The 21,851-nt window shown below is 66.0% G+C and carries 23 protein-coding genes and 1 other annotated feature; of the genes, 14 read left to right on the plus strand and 9 right to left on the minus strand.

Annotation, left to right across the window (positions count from 1 at the left end):
- The first annotated feature begins 63 nt into the window (after nt 1-63).
- A complete protein-coding gene (locus tag AC6LJY_RS10480) occupies nt 64-543 on the plus strand; it encodes a carboxymuconolactone decarboxylase family protein (RefSeq protein ID WP_046805656.1) in 480 nt (159 codons plus the stop codon).
- Nucleotides 544-606: 63 nt separating this feature from the next.
- Here the strand turns inward: AC6LJY_RS10480 and pdxR are convergent, their stop codons facing one another.
- Nucleotides 607-2,028, minus strand: a complete 1,422-nt coding sequence (pdxR, locus tag AC6LJY_RS10485; protein WP_314362039.1) for a MocR-like pyridoxine biosynthesis transcription factor PdxR — start codon at nt 2,026-2,028, stop codon at nt 607-609.
- A 109-nt stretch (nt 2,029-2,137) separates the two neighbouring features.
- Between pdxR and AC6LJY_RS10490 the strand changes: the two genes are divergently transcribed.
- From AC6LJY_RS10490 to AC6LJY_RS10500, 3 genes are all read left to right on the plus strand, one after another.
- The gene (locus tag AC6LJY_RS10490; protein WP_104145520.1) at nt 2,138-2,584 is read left to right on the plus strand and encodes a GNAT family N-acetyltransferase; all 447 of its coding nucleotides are present in this window, start codon (nt 2,138-2,140) and stop codon (nt 2,582-2,584) included.
- On the plus strand, nt 2,581-3,198 hold the full coding sequence (locus tag AC6LJY_RS10495) for an FMN-dependent NADH-azoreductase (protein ID WP_046805654.1): 618 nt from the start codon (nt 2,581-2,583) through the stop codon (nt 3,196-3,198). Before AC6LJY_RS10490 ends, AC6LJY_RS10495 begins: the two co-directional genes overlap by 4 nt.
- Before the next feature lie 253 nt (nt 3,199-3,451).
- Entirely contained in the window at nt 3,452-3,862 is a 411-nt protein-coding gene (locus AC6LJY_RS10500) for a hypothetical protein (RefSeq protein WP_498135883.1), read from the plus strand.
- A gap of 68 nt (nt 3,863-3,930) precedes the next feature.
- On the opposite strand, the gene AC6LJY_RS10505 is transcribed toward AC6LJY_RS10500, so the two are convergent.
- Both AC6LJY_RS10505 and AC6LJY_RS10510 read right to left on the minus strand, forming a co-directional pair.
- Nucleotides 3,931-5,496: a TerC family protein gene (locus AC6LJY_RS10505; protein ID WP_046805652.1), complete on the minus strand. Its 1,566-nt coding sequence runs from the start codon at nt 5,494-5,496 to the stop codon at nt 3,931-3,933.
- A gap of 476 nt (nt 5,497-5,972) precedes the next feature.
- Nucleotides 5,973-6,398 (minus strand): hypothetical protein, encoded by a 426-nt coding sequence (locus tag AC6LJY_RS10510; protein ID WP_046805651.1) that lies wholly within the window; start codon nt 6,396-6,398, stop codon nt 5,973-5,975.
- A 115-nt stretch (nt 6,399-6,513) separates the two neighbouring features.
- Here AC6LJY_RS10510 and AC6LJY_RS10515 point away from each other — a divergent pair, with 115 nt between their 5' ends.
- The 4 genes from AC6LJY_RS10515 (at nt 6,514) to AC6LJY_RS10530 (ending at nt 11,776) form a co-directional block, all read left to right on the plus strand.
- Entirely contained in the window at nt 6,514-7,308 is a 795-nt protein-coding gene (locus tag AC6LJY_RS10515; RefSeq protein ID WP_498135884.1) for a gluconate 2-dehydrogenase subunit 3 family protein, read from the plus strand.
- A complete protein-coding gene (locus AC6LJY_RS10520; RefSeq protein WP_104145525.1) occupies nt 7,301-9,067 on the plus strand; it encodes a GMC family oxidoreductase in 1,767 nt (588 codons plus the stop codon). The genes AC6LJY_RS10515 and AC6LJY_RS10520 overlap by 8 nt, the downstream gene beginning before the upstream one ends.
- Nucleotides 9,068-9,069: 2 nt before the next feature.
- Complete coding sequence (locus AC6LJY_RS10525) at nt 9,070-9,993, plus strand: c-type cytochrome (protein ID WP_498135885.1); 924 nt, start codon at nt 9,070-9,072, stop codon at nt 9,991-9,993.
- Between the two features lie 175 nt (nt 9,994-10,168).
- Nucleotides 10,169-10,221: a sequence feature (sul1 is cis-regulatory element that is thought to sense ions involved in sulfur or methionine metabolism; They are found in Alphaproteobacteria), on the plus strand.
- Nucleotides 10,222-10,312: 91 nt separating this feature from the next.
- Nucleotides 10,313-11,776: a SulP family inorganic anion transporter gene (locus AC6LJY_RS10530; protein ID WP_314355681.1), complete on the plus strand. Its 1,464-nt coding sequence runs from the start codon at nt 10,313-10,315 to the stop codon at nt 11,774-11,776.
- 9 nt (nt 11,777-11,785) lie between these two features.
- Here the strand turns inward: AC6LJY_RS10530 and AC6LJY_RS10535 are convergent, their stop codons facing one another.
- Nucleotides 11,786-12,877 (minus strand): DUF748 domain-containing protein, encoded by a 1,092-nt coding sequence (locus AC6LJY_RS10535; protein WP_498135886.1) that lies wholly within the window; start codon nt 12,875-12,877, stop codon nt 11,786-11,788.
- Nucleotides 12,878-12,975: 98 nt separating this feature from the next.
- On the opposite strand from AC6LJY_RS10535, the gene AC6LJY_RS10540 reads away from it, so the two are divergent.
- Entirely contained in the window at nt 12,976-13,332 is a 357-nt protein-coding gene (locus tag AC6LJY_RS10540) for a hypothetical protein (protein ID WP_162941211.1), read from the plus strand.
- Nucleotides 13,333-13,472: 140 nt separating this feature from the next.
- Here the strand turns inward: AC6LJY_RS10540 and AC6LJY_RS10545 are convergent, their stop codons facing one another.
- On the minus strand, nt 13,473-14,378 hold the full coding sequence (locus AC6LJY_RS10545; protein WP_046807602.1) for an EAL domain-containing protein: 906 nt from the start codon (nt 14,376-14,378) through the stop codon (nt 13,473-13,475).
- 293 nt (nt 14,379-14,671) lie between these two features.
- Between AC6LJY_RS10545 and AC6LJY_RS10550 the strand changes: the two genes are divergently transcribed.
- Together AC6LJY_RS10550 and AC6LJY_RS10555 are read left to right on the plus strand one after the other, a co-directional pair.
- Nucleotides 14,672-16,804, plus strand: coding sequence for an FUSC family protein (locus tag AC6LJY_RS10550; protein ID WP_498135887.1), 2,133 nt, complete (start codon nt 14,672-14,674; stop codon nt 16,802-16,804).
- A 112-nt stretch (nt 16,805-16,916) separates the two neighbouring features.
- Nucleotides 16,917-17,753, plus strand: a complete 837-nt coding sequence (locus tag AC6LJY_RS10555) for a universal stress protein (RefSeq protein WP_498135888.1) — start codon at nt 16,917-16,919, stop codon at nt 17,751-17,753.
- A 19-nt stretch (nt 17,754-17,772) separates the two neighbouring features.
- Here AC6LJY_RS10555 and AC6LJY_RS10560 read toward each other — a convergent pair whose 3' ends face one another.
- From AC6LJY_RS10560 to AC6LJY_RS10570, 3 genes are all read right to left on the minus strand, one after another.
- On the minus strand, nt 17,773-18,729 hold the full coding sequence (locus tag AC6LJY_RS10560; RefSeq protein WP_498135889.1) for a 2-hydroxyacid dehydrogenase: 957 nt from the start codon (nt 18,727-18,729) through the stop codon (nt 17,773-17,775).
- 306 nt (nt 18,730-19,035) lie between these two features.
- Nucleotides 19,036-19,188, minus strand: a complete 153-nt coding sequence (locus AC6LJY_RS10565) for a DUF3309 domain-containing protein (RefSeq protein WP_006219570.1) — start codon at nt 19,186-19,188, stop codon at nt 19,036-19,038.
- A gap of 62 nt (nt 19,189-19,250) precedes the next feature.
- Nucleotides 19,251-19,412 carry a hypothetical protein gene (locus tag AC6LJY_RS10570; RefSeq protein WP_162941210.1) on the minus strand — a complete coding sequence of 54 codons (162 nt, stop codon included), beginning with the start codon at nt 19,410-19,412 and terminating at the stop codon, nt 19,251-19,253.
- 190 nt (nt 19,413-19,602) lie between these two features.
- On the opposite strand from AC6LJY_RS10570, the gene AC6LJY_RS10575 reads away from it, so the two are divergent.
- The gene (locus tag AC6LJY_RS10575; protein ID WP_219992494.1) at nt 19,603-20,688 is read left to right on the plus strand and encodes a DNA topoisomerase IB; all 1,086 of its coding nucleotides are present in this window, start codon (nt 19,603-19,605) and stop codon (nt 20,686-20,688) included.
- Here AC6LJY_RS10575 and AC6LJY_RS10580 read toward each other — a convergent pair.
- Entirely contained in the window at nt 20,674-20,940 is a 267-nt protein-coding gene (locus AC6LJY_RS10580; protein ID WP_046807597.1) for a hypothetical protein, read from the minus strand. The genes AC6LJY_RS10575 and AC6LJY_RS10580 overlap by 15 nt on opposite strands.
- A 148-nt stretch (nt 20,941-21,088) precedes the next feature.
- Between AC6LJY_RS10580 and AC6LJY_RS10585 the strand changes: the two genes are divergently transcribed.
- Both AC6LJY_RS10585 and AC6LJY_RS10590 read left to right on the plus strand, forming a co-directional pair.
- A complete protein-coding gene (locus tag AC6LJY_RS10585) occupies nt 21,089-21,421 on the plus strand; it encodes a four-helix bundle copper-binding protein (protein ID WP_104145532.1) in 333 nt (110 codons plus the stop codon).
- 79 nt (nt 21,422-21,500) lie between these two features.
- Nucleotides 21,501-21,842: an ElaB/YgaM/YqjD family protein gene (locus AC6LJY_RS10590; RefSeq protein ID WP_046807596.1), complete on the plus strand. Its 342-nt coding sequence runs from the start codon at nt 21,501-21,503 to the stop codon at nt 21,840-21,842.
- The last annotated feature ends 9 nt before the right edge of the window (nt 21,843-21,851 follow it).

Below are 21,851 nucleotides of genomic sequence, written 5' to 3' on the forward strand. Positions count from 1 at the left end.
AATCTACCGCATCCTACGGCTTCCTGATTCCCTTTCCCTAACAGCGTCTTAAAAGGTAGGCCTATGAGCCAGCGGTTGAATTACTTCCAGGTGTCCGCGGAGCTGTCCAAGAAGTACATGGACTTCAGCGCGGCAATGAAAAAAGTGCCCGTGATCGAGGAGTTCGGTGATCTGGTCGATATCCGCGCGTCGCAAATCAATGGCTGCGGCTTTTGCCTGGACATGCACGTCAAGCAGGCCAAGCTGCACGGCGAACGCGAACTGCGTCTGCACCACGTGGCCATCTGGCGTGAATCGACATTGTTCTCGGCGCGCGAGCGGGCTGCGCTGGCATGGACCGAGGCGCTGACCACCCTGCCCCCGCATGGCGTGCCCGACCCGGTGTACAGCCACGTGCGCGAGCAATTATCGGAATCCGAAATCTCGGACCTGACCTTCCGTATCGTTGCCATCAACGGCTGGAACCGTTTGAACGTGGCGTTTCGTACCGTGCCCGGCTCGGCCGACGCCGCATTCGGGCTGGACAAGGCTGGGCTCAACTGAACGCTGGGCGCCGCCCGGCATACCTGCAAAGACCTCAAGGCCTGCAATAGGCGCCTATACCTACTACATCAACGCGCGGATTTGCAGGCCATAGTCGTACGCCTGACTCTCCGAAACGATATTGGTGAAGCCCAGCAGCAGGCCGGGTTGCGGATCCGGCAGCGTGGACCATCTGGACAGCGGGTGCGCGTACAGCCCCTGTTCCAACATGCGGGCGGCCAGCGGCTGATCGCGCTGCCCGGCGTCCATGCGCGCCACCAGATGCATGCCGCCCGGCTGAGGTTCGATTCGCATGCGCGAGCCCAGCGCGGCGCTCAGGCCCCGCGCGGTAGCCGCGCGCCGTTCGCTGTATAGGCGCCGCATGCGCTGGATGTGGCGGCCGAAATGCCCTTCGGTGATGAAGGCCGTCAAGATGGCCTGGTTGAACGCCGCCGCGCCGCCCGACAGCAGGCGGCTGATGCGGTCAAAGCGCGGCACCTGCGCCGGGGGCACCACCAGATATGCCAGCCGCATCCCGGGAAACAGCACCTTGCTGAACGACCCCGCATACAGCACCCGCCCCTGCGCATCCAGGCTTTTCAGCGCGGGCAGCGGGCGGCTGACGTAGCGGTATTCCCCGTCGTAATCGTCTTCCACAATCCAGGCCTGACGCCGTTCGGCCCAGTCCAGCAACGCTTGCCGCCGGGGCAACGACAAAGACATCGACAGCGGACTTTGGTGGGCGGGGGTCACCACCGCGGCCTGGGCGAGGTCTGCGCGCGCCAGGCCTTCCGCCACCATCAGGCCATCCGCGTCCACCGGTATCGGCACCGCCTCCAGGCCCGCCTGCGCCAACAGCGCCCGCGTGGGCGGATAGCCGGGGTCTTCCACCCACACACGATCGCCCGGCGTCAGCAGCGCCTGGATGATGAGTTGCATCGTGAAGTTGTAGCCGGACGTGATGTACACCTGGGCCGGCTGGCAATGAATGCCGCGCGCCACGCGCAGATAGGCGGCAAGCGCCGTGCGCAGGCTTGCCAGCCCATCGGCGGGCGGATAAGACAGGTCGGGCGCTTGCAGGCTGCGCAGTTCGCGCGCGCCCAATCGTGCCCACAACTTGCGCGGAAACGCGTCCAGCGCCGGGATGCCCATCTGAAACGGCAGGATGCGCGCCGGCCGATGCCAGCCGTGGTCGTCGTCGGCAGCCTGCACCGGGGCGACGGCGGCGGGCGCGGCGGCAAGGGGCTGCAAGTCAGGCGCGACGATGGTGCCGGCTTGGCCGCGCGCCTGGATGTAGCCCTCGGCGCTCAGCAGCGAATACGCCACTTCGATGGTGCCGCGCGCCACGCCCATTTCCTTGGCCAACGCGCGAGCCGACGGGATGCGGTCGCCGGGCTTGAGCGTGCCCTCGGCGATGCCGCTGCGAAACCGCTCATAGACCTGCCGGTACAGCGGGTCGGAATCGCCGGCGCGTAGCGGCGGCAAGGCATCGGGGCGGCTGATCATGGCATAGTCCAAAGTTCAATTTATGGCTCTTCAAATTATGGCATGGGGTTTCTACGATGACGGCTGACATTTGATGGCCCCCAACACTCCTATGCCGATTACCCATGCCATGACCGACCCCGACCTGAATCACATTGACACCGACGCCGACCTGCGCGCCTGCCTGCCCTTGATGCGCCAGTTGCGCCCGCACCTTGCCCACGCCGACGACTTTGTCGCACGCATCGACCGCATGCGCGGCCAGGGCTATCGGCTGCTTGCCGGTATCGACGCCGGACAGGCGGTGGCGCTGGCCGGCTACCGCTTCCAGGAAAACCTGATCTACGGACGTTTCGTGTACGTGGACGACCTGATCGTGGACGACACGCGTCGCGGCGGTCGCTGGGGCGCGCGCCTGTTGAGCGCCCTGGACGACATTGCGCGCCAGGCCGGTTGCGCCAAGCTGGTGCTGGATACTGGCCTTGCCAATTCCCTGGCCCAACGCTTCTACTTCCGCCAGGGGCTGCTAAGCACCGCCCTGCACTTTTCCAAGAACCTGGACGCCGTCACCGCATGAGCATTCTTCACATTCATTGCAGCCCGCGCGGCCGGGCATCGGAAAGCCACCGCTTGTCGCAACACATCATTGAACGGCTGCTCAGGGCGTCTGGCGATGCCGCGCCCGCCGTCATCGACATCGACGCCACCCGCCTGCCCAACGTCGATGACGATTACGCCGCCGCGTTGAGCTCGCCCGTGGACCCCGCCGACGACGTGCTGGCACGCGGCGCGTTGCGCCAGTCCAGCGAACTGATCGACGCGTTGCGCCAGGCCAGCCACATCGTCATCGCCACGCCCATGCACAACTTCACGGTGTCGGCGGCGTTGAAAGTGTGGATCGATCACGTGGTGCGCGTGCGCAGCACGTTTCGCATCACGCCCGAGGGCAAGATCGGCAACTTGCCGGATCGGCCCGTGTATGTGGCGGTGTCGTCGGGGGGAGAATTCTCTGGCGAGGCGGCGCGCCAGCCGGACTTTCTGACGCCTTACCTGACGCATGTGCTGGGCACGATCGGCTTGAAGAACGTGACGTTTTTCTCGGTGCAGGGCACGGCGCGCGGCGACGCCGCATTGCAAGCCGCGCGCGCATCGGCCCAAGCCGCCATCGCCGCGCATCCCATGGCCGCCTAGTCCATTCATCCCGTTGCCCGATCAGGCGCATCAGACGACCGGGCGCGACGTGGTGATTCTTCATAAGTGCTTGTTTACCAAGCCCTTTGGCCACGTCCGCCTATTTAATCGGGTCGCATTGACAGCGCGGAAACGCCGGCACTACGCTAGGCCGCACGCCAGGGCGCCCCATGTCCAAGCCCCCCGCCTTGGCCATCGGATCATCGGGCGCCAGACGTAGCAGCCCCTCCGAAGTTCCCTGCTGGAGACGCGTATGACCTGGCGCCAGCCCTTGTTTCGGGCATTGATCGTGCTTGCTCTATTCGTAGGACTGTCGCCGCCGTCCCAGGCCGCATGCAGCGACAAGAAAATATTGTCTCTGTCCGACGAGGGAAAATCGGTCAAGGCCATTGCCAAGGCCTGCAACATGGCGGCGGCGAAGGTGCGCGCCGTGGTGGACGCCGATGACAATGCCGCCGACGACGTTGCGGCGGCCGCGCCCGTCGACGTGCCACGCAAGCTGCCTTCCGGCGCGGGCCTGGCCAGCTGCGACTGCCAGGGCACCGTGCCCTACGGCGACAAGGTGCCTGAACAACGCTGCCAAAGCGGCACGTCGATCGCTACCCCGTGCGCCGGCTACTGCCCGCCGCGCGGCATCGCCCCGTGGCGCCGCGTGTGCAGTTAGCGGCAGTGGTTGCCGCCGGCATACCGACACGCGCGGTCCGCGTTGCGGGCGTTATCGCGCCGGGGTGTTCACAGGTCCGGCCGCGCATGCACTTGATGCAGGCGCAGGCCGTCACGGCGGGTGATTTCGAAGGTCCATTCATGCATGCGGATCGTGTCGCCGGCATCGGGCAAGCGGCCCGCCGCGCGCAGCAGGCATCCGGCCAAGGTGGCATCGGGGTATTCGTCCACCAGGCCCGGGGTGTTCAGCAGCCGCGCGGCCTCGCCCACCGACAGGCCGCCTTCCAGCAACCACGAGCCATCGGACAGCTGCAAGGCTTCGGGCTGGTCTTCGCTGTGCTCCGGCAGTTCGCCGCCCACGGCCGTCAACACATCCATCGGCGTGACCAGGCCTTCGCACACGCCGTGCTCGTCCACCACGATCAACATGTGGTCGCGCGAGGCGCGCAGCTCTTCAAGAATCTTCAACACCGGCGTGGTTTCCATGACGTAGCGCGGCTCGCGCGCCAGGTCCACCAGGTCGATAGGCCCGGGGTTGCGCAGCAGCGGCATCACGTCCTTGAAATGCAGCACGCCCAACACATTGGACGCATCGCCCGCGCATAGCGGCAGACGCGAATGGCCGGTGGCGAATTTGCGCACCACCGCCTCGGGCGTGTCGGCCACATCCAGCCAGGTCATGTCGCCGCGCGGCACCATGATGGAACGCACGTCGTGCGCGCCTACCGACAGCACCCGTTCAATCATGGAGCTTTCCTCGGGCGCGAACGCGGGCTCGTCGCCCACACCATCCACCAGCGCCGCCATGTCGTCGGCCTGCTGACCGGGCTGGCCGGGCTGGCCGCTACGGCCGGCGCGCAGCAGGCGCAGAACCGCTTGCGCCGTGCGTTGGCGGCGGCCCAGCGCATGGGTTCCCTTCACGCGATTGCGCCGGGCCAACTGATTGCACAGCTCGATCAAGATGGAAAAGCCAATCGCCGCGTATAGATAGCCCTTCGGCACGTGGAAGTTCAGGCCTTCGGCGACCAGGCTGAAACCGATCATCAGCAACAGGCCCAGGCACAGGATGACCACGGTCGGGTGGCGGCCCACAAAGGCCATCAAGGGGCGGCTGGCCACCATCATCACGGCCATCGCGACCACCACGGCGATCATCATGATGCTCAGTTCCTGCACCATGCCCACGGCGGTAATCACCGAGTCCAGCGAGAACACGGCGTCCAGCACCACGATCTGCAAAATCACCTGCCAGAAGATGGCGTGCTGCGGCTTCTGGCCGGACTCATGGCCCGCGCTGCCCTCGACGCGTTCATGCAGTTCCATCGTGCCCTTGAACAGCAGGAACAGGCCGCCCAGGATCAGGATCAGGTCGCGCCCGGAGATCTCGCTGCCCAGCACGGTGAACAGCGGCTCGGTCAGCGTCACGACCCACGCAATGCTGGCCAGCAAGCCCAGCCGCATCACCAGCGCCAGGCTCAGCCCGATCAGGCGCGCGCGGTTGCGCTGCTCGGGCGGCAGCTTGTCGGCCAGGATGGCGATGAAGACCAGGTTGTCGATGCCCAGAACAATTTCAAGTACCACCAGCGTCGCCAGGCCAAGCCAGGCGGTGGGGTCGTTCATCCAGTCAAAAATCATTGTTGATCCGCAAGTGTCGGGTGGGCGCGCGCGATGGCACCGCCCTGAGTAGGGAAAGCGTGGTCAATCAAGGGGGATTGGTTGCGGCCCGGCGGTGCGCGGCACGCTATTTGCGGCGTGGCGCGCGCGCTGCAAGCCGGCTGGGCGCGCCGATGCAGTCGGGCGGCCGGTCTTGTGGCAGGAAGAAAAGGTGGGCGCCAAGGCGCCCTGCTAGGAGGCGGGTCTTCAGTCATAAAAGGCCGCGTCCGCGAGGCTGCTTGAGCAAACCTTTATCGCGTACACCGCCGAACTCTCGTTCTTACAGGAAGCTGAATGATACCTGAAAGTTGGATTCCCTCAGATGGCCGCAGCCGCCCCGCGCGCAACGAAGCACGTTGCACAGGCCCCGTCTACACAGGCCGCGGCACGCGCTCCTGTCGCGCAAGCGGCAGACGCAACGGTGCCCGCGCGGCACTGCGCGGCTCTTGCCGGATTGCTCAGCGGGTGTCCGCGCCGCCGCCTGAGCCGGACGTGGCGCCGGCCCCCGGCATGCCCGCGTTGTCGGGCGCGCCCGCCTTGCCGCCGGGCACTGGTTTGCCACTATGGGTGCCGGATGCGGGCGCCTTCTGGCGCGAATCCGGTTCGCCCTTGGGCGGGGCATTCGAGTCCTTGGCGCCGCGATCGGGCTTCTTGGTGGTTTCTTCAGTCGACGGCATTTTTTTCTGGTCCTCGGATTGCGCGCCCGGCACCGGCTTGCCGATGGCGTTGGCGGGCGCCGTCTTTTCGTCAGCCGTGGGCATGGGCATGGAAGGTGGCGGGGCCGCCTGCGCAACCAGGGTGGTTTGCGACGTTTGGGCGGTGGTGGCCTGCCAGGGCAGCGTCGCCAACATGGCGCACAGCAGTAGCAGTTTGTGGCTTTTCATCGTTGTCTCCCAGTTGAAAACAGTGACAAACTACGCGCCAGCGGATAACGATTTTGTACGGATCTCTTTGAACTCATGGGCAAGTAGCGTGCCTGCCCTGACACTGGAGTGATGCATGGACGATCAATCCCCTAAGGACTTACCCGCGGACGATCAGCCGGTTGCCGGCCGACGCGGCTTGCTCAAGGCCTTGGCCGTGGGCGTGCCCGGGGCGGCCTGGGCCGCCAAGGCGGTCGGCGCGCCGACCGCGCCCGCCCCGGCAGCGGGCAACCCCGAAGGCCAGGCGGCCATCGCGCCGTCCGCCCCTCGCACCCTGCAATTTTTCAACGCACAGGAAGCGAAAACGATGGACGCCATCGCGGCGCGCCTGATCCCCGCCGATGAGCTGGGCCCCGGGGCCAAGGAAGCCGGCGTCACCTTCTTCATTGACGGACAACTGGCCGGTGCCTGGGGCGCGGGCAGCCAGTTCTACCGCCAGGGCCCCTTTGAAAAAGGCACGCCCGAACAGGGCTACCAGCTTTCTTTCACGCCCGCCGAAATGTTCCGGCGCGGACTGGCCGCGCTGGATGCCGCCGCGCGCAAACAAGACGGCAAACCTTACGCGGAACTCGACGAAGCCAGGCAGGACGCCTGGCTTCATGATTTGCAGGGCGGCAAGGCAGACTTCTCGCCCTTGCCTTCCGATGTGTTTTTCCAGGCCGTGCTGGACGCCACCATTGAAGGCTTTTTTTCCGATCCGCTTTATGGCGGCAACGCCGACATGGTCGGGTGGAAGCTGGTGGGCTTCCCCGGCGCCTATGCCTCGTTTTCCAACGACATCGAACGCCACGGCGTGATCTGGGCGGGCAAGCCCGTATCTATCGCGAACGCACGCGGACACACGATGAAACCGGGAGACCAGCATGGCTAAAACATTACCTCCCGTGGACGTCGCCATCATCGGCGGCGGCTGGACGGGGTCGATCATCGGCAAGGAATTGGCCGCCGCAAAACAAAAAGTGGTAGTGCTGGAACGGGGGCAGGCACGCTGGCCGTCGCCGGACTTCCAGGGCCCCAACGTCCACGATGAACTGAAGTACACGCGCCGCCACGAACTGCACCAGGACGCGGCCACCGAAACCTTCACGTTCCGCAATAACACCGACCAGAAGGCCCTGCCGATGCGGCGCTGGCAATTCGCCTACCCGGGCACGCACCTGGGCGGCGCGGGCAACCACTGGTCGGGCGCGTACTACCGCTTCGACCCCACCGACTTCCGCATCCGCAGCCACTACACCGAACGGTATGGCGCAAATATCTTCGATAAGGAACTGACCTGCCAGGACTGGCCGGTCAGCTACGACGAGCTGGAACCGTACTTCGACCGCTACGACTACCTGATCGGTGCGTCGGGCCAGGCGGGCAACATCAAGGGCCAGAAGCAGGAAGGCGGCAACCCGTTCGAGCCGTGGCGCTCGCGCCCCTACCCCAACCCGCCGATGAAAGTGCCCTACGCCCCGGCGTTGTTCGGCGAAGCGGCGCGCGGGCTGGGCTATCACCCCTACGTGCAACCCTCGGCGCTCTGTACCCGCCCCTATGTCAATTCCGAAGGGCTGCACATGAGCGCGTGCGTGTATTGCGGCTTCTGTTCCAACTTCGGCTGTGAACATTTCGCCAAGGCCTCGCCCCAGGTGTGCATCTTGCCCGTGGCGCTGAAGATGGAGAACTTTGAAATCCGCACCGGCGCGCACGTGCTGCGCGTAGAGCTCACGCCCGACAAAAAGCGCGCGCGCGGCGTGACCTATGTAGACGCGGCGGGTGAAGAAGTGTTCCAGCCCGCCGAAATCGTGGTCCTGTGCGCCTTTGGCATCAATAACGTGCGGCTGTTGCTGTTGTCCGGCATCGGCAAACCGTACGACCCGGTCACCGACACCGGCGTGGTCGGCCGCAACTACACGCACCAGACCACGTCGGGCGTGAACCTGTTTTTTGACGAAGCCACCAACATCAACCCCTTCATGGGCGCGGGCGCGGTGGCCGTCACCATGGACGACTTCAGCGCCGACAATTTCGACCACGGCCCGCACGGGTTCGTGGGCGGTGGCTACTTGCAGATCCAGGTGGTCAGCGGCGCGCCCATCGGCTACCACCCCACGCCCAAGGGCACGCCGGCCTGGGGCGCCGACTGGAAGAAGGCCGTCAAGCGCTACTACAACCATTCCGCCTCCATCACCATCACCGGCTCGGCCCAACCCTGGCGCGGCGGCTACCTTAGCCTGGACCCCACTTATAAAGACGCCTGGGGCCTGCCGCTGTTGCGCGTCACGTACGATTTTCCGGACAACGACATCCGCATGTCGGCATTCCTGACGGCCAAGGGGGATGAAATCGGGAAGGCCATGAAGGGCATCGTGCGCACCGAACCCGGTCCGCGCAAGCGTCCGTTCTCGGCCACCGCCTACCAGTCCACCCACCTGACCGGCGGCGCGGCCATGGGCGACAACCCGGAAACCAGCGTGGTCAACCGCTACGGGCAAAGCTGGGACGTGCCCAATGTGTTCGTGACCGGCGCGGCGTTGTTTCCGCAGAACTCGGGCTACAACCCGACGGGCACCGTGGGCGCCACCGCCTACTGGATCGTGGAAAAAATCAAGGCGGACTATCTGCGTTCGCCGGGACGGCTGGTGTGATCATGATTGAACATCGCAAAGGCATCTCCATCGCCGTGCTGCTGATCGTGGCGCCACCGCTGGTCACGCTGATTGCCACGGCCCACCAGATGATCGGCACCGGCGGCGACGGGCTGATCCGGGCCAGGGCCGTGACGGCATCGGCTCCACCCGCCACGCAGGCGCCCGCCGCCGCACCGGCCGCCTCGGGCGCACCGGGCGCGACACCGGGCGCCACACCCGGCACGGCACCCTCGCCCGCGCCCACGGCCGCAGCCGCCCCGCCCAAGCCCCCGGCGCCCGTGCCAGGACGCAGCGCGCTGGACTTCAGCGCATCGCGCCCCGCATGGGAAACCTTTCTGCGCGATGCCGACCCGGCGGCCGGCAAGCAATTGGCGGCCAACGGCAAGCCCGCCGCCGGCGTGCAAGCCTGCGTGGCCTGTCACGGGCAGGCAGGCATTACGCCGTCGGGCGGTATCTTTCCCAATCTGGCGGGCTTAAGCAGCGAATACCTGGCCAAGCAACTGGCCGACTTCCGCAGCGGCGCGCGAGTACAGCCCTTGATGAATACCGTGGCGCGCGCGTTGTCCGAGCAGGAAATCGGCCAAGTGGCGGCGTACTACGGCACGCTGGCCGGGCCGCCCATGCACGTGGGCGAGTTTGGCGGTGACGCCGCCCGCAAGCTGGACGTGCAAGGTGATGGCGCGCGCGCCTTGCCCGCCTGCGCCAATTGCCACGGCCTGCGCGGCATGGGCGAAGGGCCGCTGATCCCCAGGCTTGCCGGCCAATCACGCGAGTACTTCACCGACCAGATGAACGCGTTTCGCAACGGCTCGCGCCAAAACGATGACGTCGGGGTAATGCGCGCCTTTTCGCAACGCCTGACCGACGCCGAGATACAGGCGTTGGCGGCCTACTACGCGGGGCCGGCGCCTCAGCAAAGGTAAGCGCCGCAGCTTGCCTCTCGCGGGGCCGGGGTTGCGGCAGGTGGCGGCAAGTAGCGGCAACTTGCGGCAGGTGGCGGCGGCCCCGTTGGCCGCCGCAACGCCCTGCAAGCCCGTCCATGTACAATCCCCCCCGCCGCATCTGCAATGGACGCGGCGATCGCGTTACCGCGATCCTGGTGGACCCGGCATGCCGGGTGGCTCGGCCGGGCGCCTATCCCCCGGACAACTTCAAGCGATTTCGGTGCGTGCCCGGAACTTACCGCATCGGCCCTGGGCACGATGACGCCCCACCGCTTGCTGACTTCAGGCTAGCTGAACCATGTTTTCGTTTTCCACGCTGCGCCGCGATTGGCTGTCCAATCCCCGCGCCGATATTCTTGCGGGCGTGCTCGTTGCCCTGGCACTGATCCCCGAGGCCATCGGCTTTTCCATCATTGCCGGCGTTGATCCCAGCGTGGGCTTGTACGCGTCGTTCTCGATCGCGCTGGTCATCGCCTTTGCCGGCGGTCGACCCGCCATGATCTCGGCCGCCACCGCGGCCATCGCCGTGCTGGTCGTGCCGCTGGTGCGCGACCATGGCATCGCGTATCTGTTCGCGGCCTCGGTGCTGATGGGCGTGTTGCAGATTCTGGCGGGCCTGTTGCGCCTGGACCTGCTGATGCAGTACGTGTCGCGTTCGGTAGTCACCGGCTTCGTCAACGCGCTGGCCATCCTGATCTTCATGGCGCAGCTGCCGCAGCTGACCCACGTGACGTGGGTGGCGTATGCGATGGTGGCGGCGTCCCTGGCAATCATCTATGTGCTGCCGCGATTCACCAAGGTGATACCTTCGCCGCTGGTGGCCATCATCGCCATGACGGCGTTGGCCATCTATCTGGGGCTGGACGTCAACACGGTGGGCGACATGGGCAAGCTGCCTTCCGCCCTGCCCTCATTCGCGCTGCCGGACGTGCCGTTCACGCTGGACACGCTGCGCATCATCCTGCCGTATTCGCTGACGATGGCCGCCGTGGGCTTGCTGGAATCGATGATGACCGCCCAGATCGTGGACGACATGACCGACACGTCCAGCGACAAGCGCCGCGAATGCAAGGGCCAGGGCATGGCCAACATCGTTACCGGCTTTCTGGGCGGCATGGGCGGCTGCGCGATGATCGGGCAGTCGGTCATCAACGTGCGTTCCGGCGGACGCACCCGTTTGTCCACCTTTGTGGCGGCAACGTTCCTGCTGTTTTTGATTGTGGTGCTGGGCCCGCTGGTGGCGCGCATTCCGATGCCGGCGCTGGTGGCGGTGATGATCATGGTGTCCATCGGCACGTTCAACTGGCGCTCGCTGCGCAACCTGACATCGCATCCCTGGCAATCGTCCGTGGTCATGCTGGCCACCGTTCTGGTGGTGGTATGGACGCACGACCTGGCGCGCGGCGTGTTGACAGGCGTGGTGTTGAGCGGGCTGTTCTTCGCCGGCAAGGTCAAGGGCCTGCTGACGGTGACGTCACAGCGGGCAGACGACCGCGCCGCCCGCGTCTATCGCTACCAGGGCCAGGTGTTTTTTGCGTCGACGGGCCGGTTTGCCGACGCCATCGATTTCAACGATGACGCCCCGGCCGTCGTCATCGACCTTGGCGGCGCGCACTTCTGGGACATCTCAGCCGTGGATGCGCTGGAAAAAACCGTGGCCAAATTGCGGCGCGCGGGCAAGACGGTCGAGGTGATCGGCCTGAACGAGGCCAGCGCCACGATGGTCGGCAAATACGCATCGCCGGCCCCGGGCGCGCACTGATCGCCTGGCTTAAGGGCTAAGCAGATCCGACAAGGCGTCGCCCAGTTCCTTGACGGCGCCCGTTACGCCTTCGGCGGCGCCTTCCGCGCCCACGCCGATCGCCCGGCCGAACCCGCGCGCCACTTGCGCGGCAAACCCTCGCGTGACCGAGAACTTCGGATTGTCCAGGCTGCCGCGTAGCGCGAATTCAAACCGCAACGCGCCCGTCTTGTCTTTCATGGCGGCCAGCACGGCCTTGCGCGGCAGGGAAAATACCGACCCGTCGCCCGTGAACTTCAGGTCGCGCAGCGCCACCGTGCCGGACGCGCGCAGGTCACGCTTGTCGATGGCGGTGGTCATGTCCAGGTCCATCGCGCCAGCGGCCAGCGTGCCCGCCCCGTTCTCGGACAAATAGGGCGCGGCATGGCGGATGTCCATATTGCGCACCGCCACCTTCATGTTGGAATCCGTGCTGCCCAAGGCCACCCAACCTTGCGCGCGCACGGTGGATTCGCCGTTGCGGTTGTCTTGCACCGCCCCGCTGAATTCCAGGTCGCTATGCGACCCGTCGCCCGGGATGGCGATCGGGTTCAAGCGCGCCTGAACGTTCTTGAACGCGATGCGGTGCGGCGGTTTGGACACGACCGCATCCAGGAAATCCAGGCGCCCGTCGCGCAGCACCAGGTCCGCGATGCGGATCGGCATGGGTCCGCGCGTGCGGCTTTCACCCGAATGCAATGCGGTCTGCAAGGCCGGCGCAATCTGCATATCGTCGCCGCTGCGCACCACCGCAAAGTCAAAGCCTTCAACCAGCACGGTGTGGAACACGGCTTCGTGGCGCAGAAAGGCCGTCCATTCCGGTTCCAGCGTCACGCGCGTGGCGCTGGCCTTGTTCTGGCCGGCCACACCCGGCACCACCACGTCGGTCAACACCACTTGCCGCAAGCCCACGCTGATGTCGCCCACCTGGCTGCGCGGCCCCAACAGGCTGTAGATGCGCTGCTCGACCATGCGCGTCGCGGCAAACGCCAGTATCGCCACCAGGGCGACAAGCATCAGCAGCACGGCCAGCGTGGTGCCCAGGGCCGAACGCCGGCGCGGAGCTGGGGCGGGAATGCTCATGAAAGATCCTGTGTGGGCGAACGAAAGTGCGCGCAACCGCGCGGGCGCAACCAAGGCATGGTCAAAGATACGGCGACATTATTCAATGGTCGAAATGGATGATGGCAGCAATCCCGGCCGCCAAGCAAATGGCCCCGGCCTCGCCGTGGTTGCTGGCGGGGCCGGGGCCGTCGGGAGTCGCGCTTGCCGTACTGGGAAATCAAGACGCGGTCGAGACGCTAGCGCTGCGTCTTGTTTTGCTGTCCGGGGTTCTGGCCTTGCTGGCCCTGGCCCTTGTCAATTTGCTGACCGGGCTGCTGACCCGATTGCTGGCCCGGCTGTTGACCCGGCTGCTGCTTGTCACGCGAATTTTCCTGGGCCTGTTGCTTCTGCGGCTGCTTTTGCTGGTCGGGCTGGTTCTGGTTGGACATTGCGTGTCTCCTTTAGGGCGGAACGATTCCGCTGGACAGGAGTAGCAACTGGCGTGCCCAAACAACACCGCGCGCTGGATGTGGGGGGCAAAGTTTTGATGACCCTGATTGATTGGTGCCGGGCGCGGCAAGCGCCGCGGCCTGCCGGGGGACGGCCGCTCGGTAAGAATTACCGGCAGCTTCGATTACTGGGTGGTGACGCGCGCGCGCGAGGAAGGCTCGGCGTCGGCGCCGTCGAAGGCTTCGATCCACGAAGAGGCGTAGCTGGCGGAGGCGGCCAGCGGGGATATCCCGTCGCGTTGAGTGCGCAGGCGCACCATCAGCTCGTCCAGCACCATGGGGCGGCCCAGCGCAAAGCCCTGTCCATAGCGGCAACCCGCCGCGCGCAAGGCCGGGATGTCGGCCACGTTCTCGACGCCTTCGGCCACCACGCGCCAGCCCATGCGCGTGGCAAGCTCGGCGGCGGTGCGCAGCACTTCAAAGGCCACCGCGCTGCGGCGCATGCGGGTCACGAAATATTGATCGATCTTGACTTCGGACAAGGGGATTGCAGACAGCAGCTTCAGCGACGCATGGCCGGTGCCAAAGTCATCCAGGCTGACTTCGCAACCGGCGTCCTCAAGCTTCATCAACGACGCGCGCAGCACGTCCAGTTCTTTGATGGGCTGGTCTTCGGTAAGCTCCACGCGCACCAGCGAGGCCGGCAACTCGGCGGCCTGGATGCGGTTAAGCAGAAAGTCCACGCAGCGCTCGTCCGACAAGGTCGTGGCCGGCGCGTTGATCGCCACGGGCACGGCAACGCCCATTCTGCGCATGGTCAGCAGCACATCGATGACGCGCAGGCACACGCGTTCGAACAACTGCTTGTCCAGGCCCATGCGATTGACGCCGGGGATGAATTCGGCGGGCATGACGACGCCCAGCCGCGGGTGTTGCCATCGCGCCAGCGCCTCGGCCGACACGATCTTGCCGGTCAGCAAATCCACCTGGGGCTGCAACAGCACGCGCAGCCCGTCCTTACCCGCAATCATGGCCGCGATTTCCTCATCGCTGACCACCGAGCCTGTGGAAGCCTCGTGATTCGGTGTCATGTCTACGCTCCTAGCGTGTTCCCGGATAAAGCCTGCGCTGTCCGGGCGCAGATAGAACACATTGGGACATGAGTATTCACTGTTGGCTTGCCGCAATCGGCGGGGTTAAATTCCACTGCGCGATCGCAAGTGTTTTTTTATGCCATTTTGCGCAATTGTTCCAGGCAAATTTGCGACTATCTGGCAACGCATTCGCATTTATGTAACCGTCCGTATATGCCGGCGCCTTGTCGACATGCTAGGGTTTGCATCCCTGGCCGGTTTGGCTTCCCCCTGCTGCGACTTCCCTTAGCGTGACAAAACTGCTTTCCCGTTGGCGCGCCTCGCTGCGCCACGTCCTGTGGCTGGACGCCCTGCAAGCCGCCGCGATCAGCGCGGCCCCCGTCATTCTTGCCGTGCTGGCGCATGAGCCCCGCCTGGGCTGGACGGCCATCGCGGCGTTCTGGGCCTGCTTTGGCGACCCCGGCGGGCCGCTACGCCAGCGCGCCGGCTCGATGCTCGCCCTGGGGCTGGTCGGCGCCCTGTTCTGCTTTCTGGCCAGCACCAGCGCGGGGCACCTGTGGCTGCTGCTGCCCCTGACTTTCCTGTGCTGCACCCTCGGTGGACTGTTGCGGGTGCTGGGGCCCGCCGCCGCCATCGTCGGCACGCTGTTGTCGGCCGGATTCGTGGTCGCAGCCGAACTGCCCGCGCCCACGCTGGCCGAAAGCCTGTCTTACACCCTGTTCTTCCTGGTTGGCGCCGTCTGGGCCATTTTGATGACCGCCCTGGTATGGCGGCGCCGTCCCTGGAAAGACGCGACGCACGCCGTGGCCCATTGCTATCGCGGGCTGGCCGACTTTGCCGATGCCCTGGCGCGCATGTATTCCGGCCTGACGCCCGCCGGCGGCCCGCAAGCCTGGACGGCCGTTACCAAGCCGCAACGCAGCGCGCAACGCGCTGCCTTGGAGGCGGCCCGCGTGCGCATCCGCGAAGTGCAGGACGCCCGGCCGTCGCGCCGTGCCCGCGCGCATCAACTGATGTATCTGCTGGACAGTGCCGAAGACAGCTTCATTGCGCTGGTGGCTGCGGCCGACCTGCTGGAGTCGAACGCACCGCGCTGGCTGGGGCGCAGCGCGGGCGCGCACCTGTCGCATGCCCTGCACCGCTACGCCAGCGTATGCAACGCCATCGCCAGCACCTCCGACGTCAGCGACGCCAAGCAGGCCGAATGCCTGCGCCAACGCCTGGCGCATTTCGCGGCGGGCTTGCATGACCTGCGGGGCGGCGCCATGGCGTACGCGCCAGATCTGGCGTCCGTCGTCCCGGTGCTGGACCGCATGCTGCACACGGCCCAGTCCGTCATGCAGGCCATGTTCGACCAGGGCGATGCGCCCACCGCGCCTGTCTCGTCGCCCGGCATGGGCAGCCGGGCACGCCAGGCCCTGCGTACGCTGCGCCAGAACATCGGCGTGGAATCAGACGCCTTTCGCCACGCCTGCCGCGTGGGCGTGGGCGCCACCATCGCGGTGGCCCTGTCCAAGACGTTCGCGGTGAATCACGGCTATTGGATGTCGTTGACGCTGGTTTTCATCCTGCAACCCTATTTCGCCACGACCTGGCAGCGCACGGTGGAACGGGTGATTGGCAGCGTGGCCGGCGCCATCGGCGCGTCGCTGCTGGGCTTGCTGCTTAGCACGCCGCTGTCCGTGGCCTTGGCCGTGCTGCCGATTGCGCTGGGCACGTTCGCCGCCCGCACCATCCACTACGCGCTGTTCACCTTCTTTTTGACGTCGCAGTTCGTCCTGGTCAGCCATATCCAGCAGCCGGAAATCTACGAACCCATGCTGGCCGCGCTACGTGCGTTCAACAGCGTGTTGGGTGGCGTGCTGGCGCTGCTGGTGGGTGTTTTGGTGTGGCCGGAAAAAGAGCCACGCCAGTTGGCCGATGCGCTGACGCGCGCGCTGGAGCGGCATGCGGCCTACGCGCTGGCGCTGCTGCGCCAAAAGAGCAACGCGCCGTCCGCGCCCACCCAGGCGGATATCGTGGGGCTGCGGCGCCTGGCGTGCCTGTCTGCTGACAACGCCGAAGCGTCGTTGCAGCGCTTGCAACAAAACCCGGTGCACCGAGACCGCAAGGTCGACACCGCCGTGAACCTGTTGAACGCCATGCGCCGCATCACCGCCGCCGGCACCGTGTTGGAAATCCAGCCCGCCCTGCCGGCCGACGCGCCGGCGGCTGCCTCGGCGCTGCAAGACTATGCGCGCGTCCTGGCGCACGCCTTGCACCCGCAGGATGAGGCGGCGGGCGTTAGCGCCCGCCAGTTCGCGGTGCCCGCCGCAGTCACGGCGGCAGACCCCGCGCTGGCCGGCCCGCTGGACCGCATTGCGCAACAAGCGCGCCAGGTGCGCCAACTGCGCGATCGCATCGAAAAGGAATCAACGGCGTGACGCGCGCTTGCGCCGGACGCGGGAGATTGCCCACGGGTTGATGCGCGTCAATAGCAAGGCGGCAAGAAAGCGCAACCATGAAGGCATGGGACGCTTATCAAGGAGACCCGCCATGTACCGCCGCATTTCTGTACACCTGGACCACGGCTTCGACTGCAAACGCCGCACCGACCTGGCGCTGTCGCTGGCGCGCCGCCACCAGGCGGAGCTGATGGGCATTTACGCCAGCGCCGCGCCGCCGCAGTATTACTACGGCGAATCCGTGCTGATGTCTCGCACGCTGGACGTCATGAAGCAATTGCAGGCGCAGAATCGCGACGCAGTGGAAAGCGCGTTCCTGGCCAGCGCTGCCGCATCCGATATTGCCGCCGTCGTCCGCGCGGGCGATGCCGCGCCCAGCGCCACCGTCGCGCTGCATGCGCGCACCAGCGACGTGGTCATCGTCAGCCAATTCAACCCTGACGATATCGAAGCCGCGCACGAAACCGAATTTGTCGAACAGATGTTGCTGACCACGGGGCGGCCCGTGCTGGTGCTGCCTTCAAGTGGCGAATTCAACGCCGTCGGCAACCGCGTGCTGGTTTGCTGGGATGGCAGCCGCGAAGCGGCCCGCGCCTTGGCCGACGCCACGCCGGTCTTGCGCCAGGCGGCAAGCCTGGTGGTGTTGACCATGGAAGAAGGCACGGCGCCGTCCAAAGCCGGCGCCGTCGATTTCAACGACGTGGCCACGTACTGCGTGGCGCACGGCATGCCGGCACCTAGCCACGTGCGCCGCGATATCAAGGGCGTGGGCGTGGGCAGCACCATCCTGAACGCCGCCGCCGACCACAGCGCCGACCTGATCGTGATGGGCGCCTACGGCCACAGCAAGTTCCGCCAATGGGCCATGGGCGGCGCCACTGCGTCCATCCTCAAGAGCATGACCGTGCCGATCATGTTCTCGCACTGAGCGCGGACGGCGGCGGCGCTCAGGCCGCCTGGGCGTGTGCGTCCAGGACGGGCGTCAGCACGGGCTGACCGGCAAAGTGCGCCGTGGCGTTTTTCAGGAACAGCGCCACGGTTGCCGCGACCGCTTCGGGCGACCGCCCAGCGCTGTGCGGCGTCAGCACCACGTTGCCCAGCTTGAGCAAGGCCTGCGGGACCTGCGGCTCGCCGTCCACCACGTCCAGCCCCGCGCCCGCGATACCGCCGTCGGACAGCGCCGAGATCAGCGCGTCCGTGTCCACGACGCTGCCCCGCGCGATATTGATCAGGTAGCCGTTCGGCCCCAGGGCTTGCAGCACTTGCGCGTCCACCAGGTGCCGTGTGCCCGCGCCGCCGGGCGTGGCGATGACCAGGAAGTCGGACGCCGCGGCAAGGTCGCGCGGGTTATCGAAATAGGTGTAGCTCGTTTCAGGACGCGCGCGCCGGTTGAAATAGCCGACCTGCATCCCGAAACCGTTTGCGCCGCGCCGCGCAATTTCCAGGCCGATGGTGCCCAAGCCCAGAATGCCCAGGCGCTTGCCCGTTACTTGCGGCCCCATGAAGCCGCTCCAGTGGCCTTGCCGCACCCAGGCGTCCGCCTGCGGCAGATGGCGCGCCACGCCCAGCAGCAGCGCCATGGCATGGTCGGCGACCGACACGGCGTTGGCGCCAGGGCCGTTGGTCACGATGATGCCCCGCGCATGGGCGGCGGCCAGATCGATATTTTCATAACCGACGCCCAGCGAACAGACCAGTTCCAGCTTGGGCATGACCGCCATTTCGTCGGCCTTCAAACCCGTGGCGCCGCGCGTCAGAACGACGCGGATGTCCTGGCCGTGTTGGGCGATGGCGTCAGCGCGCGTCTGCGCGGTGGGGGCATAGACGGGCTGGAAGCCGCGCGCCTGGATCTCGGGCAGGTAGTCCTGCACGCTGTCGATCAAAATCAGCAAGGGGATGGTCATGTTGGCGTTGCCGGGTAGCGGGGTCTTGGAAGGACGGGCAAAAAAGCAGGCGAAGAAAGTCGGCCAAAGAGAAGTGGGCCAAATAGAAATCGGCCAAATAGAAATCGGCCAAAGAATGGCGGGCAAATCTTACGCCTGGCGTTGCCGTCGCGCCACCCGCCGTCCAGCCCTTGGCCACGCCCAAACGCAATGGCCCGGGGCGGCGATGCCACCCCGGGCCACATTGCAAGACCGTCATGTCCGAAGCGTTACCTTCGGCCGCGTCAAGCCCGGGCCTTTCAAGCCCGTAGCGTCAGGTTCGGACCGTTATATCCGTCCCATCAGCAGCATCACGATCAGCACGATCACGACAATGCCGAGCAGGCCGCTGGGGTAATAGCCCCAGCTTCGGCTGTGCGGCCACGCGGGTACGGCACCGATAAGCAGCAGGATCAGAATGATCAGCAGGATGGTCGACATAATGACTCCTCGTCGTTATTGATTTGCGTTGTTCTGGTTGGCGTTGTTCCGCGGCCGCCGCATCAGCGCTGGGGCGGCTCGATTTCCTTGACGGGCGGCGACAGCGGCGGCAGGTCCACTTCCGGCTGGTCGGTATCGGGGTCCACCGGCAAGTCTCCCGGCGGCGACCCGGGCGGAATGGGCTCCGGCTTGGGCGGCACGTGTAGATGCTGTGTGGCTTGCATGGCACTCTCCTGTAGGGACCGTTGCGCCACGCGCTTTGCTGCGCGCTGTGCAACGATCGATTCGCAGACGGTTGTCGCTGGCCCCTGTTCAGCAAGCGCCGTGCCCAAACGTCCTGCGGGCTGCCCGATGGCCGACTGATTCACGGGCACGGCGCTTGCTTGGGGACGCCCGTAAGGTTCCGGAGACAGCATGGACACCCGCAGCAACCCGCTTGCCGAGCCGGCCCCCGGCGCTGGCGACCCGCCCTTGGTCTACGTGGATGACACCCAGCCCGGCTACCGGCGGGTACGCGTCAACGGCAGCACCTTTCATTACCTTGATACCCACGGCAAGCGCATCACGGACGAGGCCGAGATCAAGCGCATTCACAAGCTGGTGATCCCGCCCGCGTACGAAGATGTGTGGATCTGCCCCCTGCCCCACGGGCATTTGCAGGCCACCGGGCGCGACGCGCGCGGCCGCAAACAATACCGGTATCACCCCGCCTGGGCGGCACTGCGCGATGCGGGTAAATACCAGAACCTGCTGGCCTTCGGACAGGCGCTGCCGCGCATCCGGCGGCGCGTGGCGCGCGACATGAAGGAACGCGGCCTGACGCAGAACAAGGTGATCGCCACCCTGGTGCGCTTGCTGGAAACCACACTGATACGCATCGGCGCCCGGGAGTACGCGCGGTCAAACAAGTCTTATGGCTTGACGACGCTAACGCGCCGCCACGCCACCGTGGCCGGCAGCAGCTTTCGTTTTCGCTTCGTGGGTAAAAGCGGCGTGCCACACGACGTGACGGTACGTGACCGCCGCGTGGCGCGCATCATCAAACGCTGCATGGAGATTCCCGGCCAGCAGCTGTTCCAGTATCTGGATGAAGACGGCGCCAAGCACCCCGTGGATTCCGGCGCGGTGAACGCGTATCTGCGCCAAGCGGGTGAAGGCGACTTCACGGCCAAGCATTACCGCACGTGGGCGGGGTCCGCGATGGCCTACGCGGCATTGCAGGCGCACCCCTTCGAGACCGCGACGCAAGCGCGTCAAACGGTTGCCGAGGTCATCAAGCAGGTGTCGAAGCGGCTGGCCAACACGCCCGCCGTATGCCGCGCCTGCTATGTGCACCCGGCGTTGCTTGAGGCCTATCTGGAGGGCCGGCTGCCGCCCAAGTCGCGCGCGCCGGATGGCCCGCGCGGGCTGCATGCGGATGAACGGCGCCTGCTTGAATTCCTGCGCAAGCTGCCGCCCATGGACGCGCCCGCGCCGCCCATGCCTTCAGAAGAGGTGTGAACGTGCATTCTTCGCGCGCGGCTGCGGGGCGTCACCATCGGCCCAGTTCGACTCGGTCTGGTTATCGACCACGGCACGCTTGTCGCGAGCGGCCTCGTCCGGCGTCGAGGCGTCTGGTTTCACCGGTTGTTTCGGCACATCGACGGGCCCGCGCGGCGGCAGTATCTTTGCGGTGTCCTGGGTGGCGTCCGCCTTGGGCGCAGAAGTGTCGGACGCTGCGTTCTCGGGTTTCGAATCGGATCGGGATTTCATGACTACCTCCTGTCTGGGTTCGAGCTTTCATGCTACGGCCGCGCGCCGCATCGAGGCACTGACAGTATCTTCAAATTGCAAGCGGATGTGCCCGGCCGGGCGCGGCCGCGCCTTTGCCAACCGCCATGGGCACTCACAAGGAGATGCAATGCGAGACCCAAACTTCGAGCAATGTGTGCAAGCCTGCTACGAATGCGCGGTGGCTTGCGACCAGTGCGCCGCGGCCAGCCTGGACGCCAATGCAGCGCGGATGAAGCGCTGCATTGCCTTGGCAACCGATTGCGCCGGCGTGTGCCGCTTGTGCGCCGCGATGCTGGCGCGCAACGGCGAATTTTCTACCGCGCTTTGTACGTTGTGCGCTTTGGTTTGCGACGCTTGCGCCCGCGCGTGCGCGCCTTACCAAGATATGGAGCACTGCCAGATCTGCGCCGGCGCCTGCCTGGCGTGCACGCTGGCTTGTCAGGACATGCTCGAAGCTTGACGGCTTTGACACGCCACGGGGCCGCACGGGCAGGCCTCGGACCCGGCGCCCTTTTCGCCCGACTGCCAGGAGCTTTTCGATGGCCTCTACGAATACCCCTTTGCCTTCCGATTTTCCCGAGAACGGCCCGGACGATCGTGGAACGCGCAGACGCGCGCGCCATCCGGAAAGTTGGATCGACGAAATCGAAGCGACCTTGCGCGACGCCGACCCGGGCGATCTGGACGCGTTGAAGGCGCGCCTGTCGGATCAGCTGAACGCCACGCGGCGCAGCCTGCGCGATGCCTCGGATAATGCGGGGGATTTGATGCGGGAAACGCTGGACTGCACGGAAGAATACATCCACGCACGCCCGTGGCAAGCCATCGGGCTGGTGGCTGGCGCGGCGTTCCTTTTCGGCGTCATCGTGGGACGCCAGTAACCGCCGCGC

It is taken from the genome of Achromobacter sp. RT286_PF (genome assembly GCF_059760425.1).

Coding starts and splice junctions, on each gene's coding strand:
- AC6LJY_RS10480 (WP_046805656.1), top strand. CDS start 64: ATGAGCCAGCGGTTGAATTACTTCCAGGTGTCCGCGGAGCTGTCCAAG.
- pdxR (WP_314362039.1), bottom strand. CDS start 2,028: ATGATCAGCCGCCCCGATGCCTTGCCGCCGCTACGCGCCGGCGATTCC.
- AC6LJY_RS10490 (WP_104145520.1), top strand. CDS start 2,138: ATGACCGACCCCGACCTGAATCACATTGACACCGACGCCGACCTGCGC.
- AC6LJY_RS10495 (WP_046805654.1), top strand. CDS start 2,581: ATGAGCATTCTTCACATTCATTGCAGCCCGCGCGGCCGGGCATCGGAA.
- AC6LJY_RS10500 (WP_498135883.1), top strand. CDS start 3,452: ATGACCTGGCGCCAGCCCTTGTTTCGGGCATTGATCGTGCTTGCTCTA.
- AC6LJY_RS10505 (WP_046805652.1), bottom strand. CDS start 5,496: ATGATTTTTGACTGGATGAACGACCCCACCGCCTGGCTTGGCCTGGCG.
- AC6LJY_RS10510 (WP_046805651.1), bottom strand. CDS start 6,398: ATGAAAAGCCACAAACTGCTACTGCTGTGCGCCATGTTGGCGACGCTG.
- AC6LJY_RS10515 (WP_498135884.1), top strand. CDS start 6,514: ATGGACGATCAATCCCCTAAGGACTTACCCGCGGACGATCAGCCGGTT.
- AC6LJY_RS10520 (WP_104145525.1), top strand. CDS start 7,301: ATGGCTAAAACATTACCTCCCGTGGACGTCGCCATCATCGGCGGCGGC.
- AC6LJY_RS10525 (WP_498135885.1), top strand. CDS start 9,070: ATGATTGAACATCGCAAAGGCATCTCCATCGCCGTGCTGCTGATCGTG.
- AC6LJY_RS10530 (WP_314355681.1), top strand. CDS start 10,313: ATGTTTTCGTTTTCCACGCTGCGCCGCGATTGGCTGTCCAATCCCCGC.
- AC6LJY_RS10535 (WP_498135886.1), bottom strand. CDS start 12,877: ATGAGCATTCCCGCCCCAGCTCCGCGCCGGCGTTCGGCCCTGGGCACC.
- AC6LJY_RS10540 (WP_162941211.1), top strand. CDS start 12,976: ATGATGGCAGCAATCCCGGCCGCCAAGCAAATGGCCCCGGCCTCGCCG.
- AC6LJY_RS10545 (WP_046807602.1), bottom strand. CDS start 14,378: ATGACACCGAATCACGAGGCTTCCACAGGCTCGGTGGTCAGCGATGAG.
- AC6LJY_RS10555 (WP_498135888.1), top strand. CDS start 16,917: ATGTACCGCCGCATTTCTGTACACCTGGACCACGGCTTCGACTGCAAA.
- AC6LJY_RS10560 (WP_498135889.1), bottom strand. CDS start 18,729: ATGACCATCCCCTTGCTGATTTTGATCGACAGCGTGCAGGACTACCTG.
- AC6LJY_RS10565 (WP_006219570.1), bottom strand. CDS start 19,188: ATGTCGACCATCCTGCTGATCATTCTGATCCTGCTGCTTATCGGTGCC.
- AC6LJY_RS10570 (WP_162941210.1), bottom strand. CDS start 19,412: ATGCAAGCCACACAGCATCTACACGTGCCGCCCAAGCCGGAGCCCATT.
- AC6LJY_RS10575 (WP_219992494.1), top strand. CDS start 19,603: ATGGACACCCGCAGCAACCCGCTTGCCGAGCCGGCCCCCGGCGCTGGC.
- AC6LJY_RS10580 (WP_046807597.1), bottom strand. CDS start 20,940: ATGAAATCCCGATCCGATTCGAAACCCGAGAACGCAGCGTCCGACACT.
- AC6LJY_RS10585 (WP_104145532.1), top strand. CDS start 21,089: ATGCGAGACCCAAACTTCGAGCAATGTGTGCAAGCCTGCTACGAATGC.
- AC6LJY_RS10590 (WP_046807596.1), top strand. CDS start 21,501: ATGGCCTCTACGAATACCCCTTTGCCTTCCGATTTTCCCGAGAACGGC.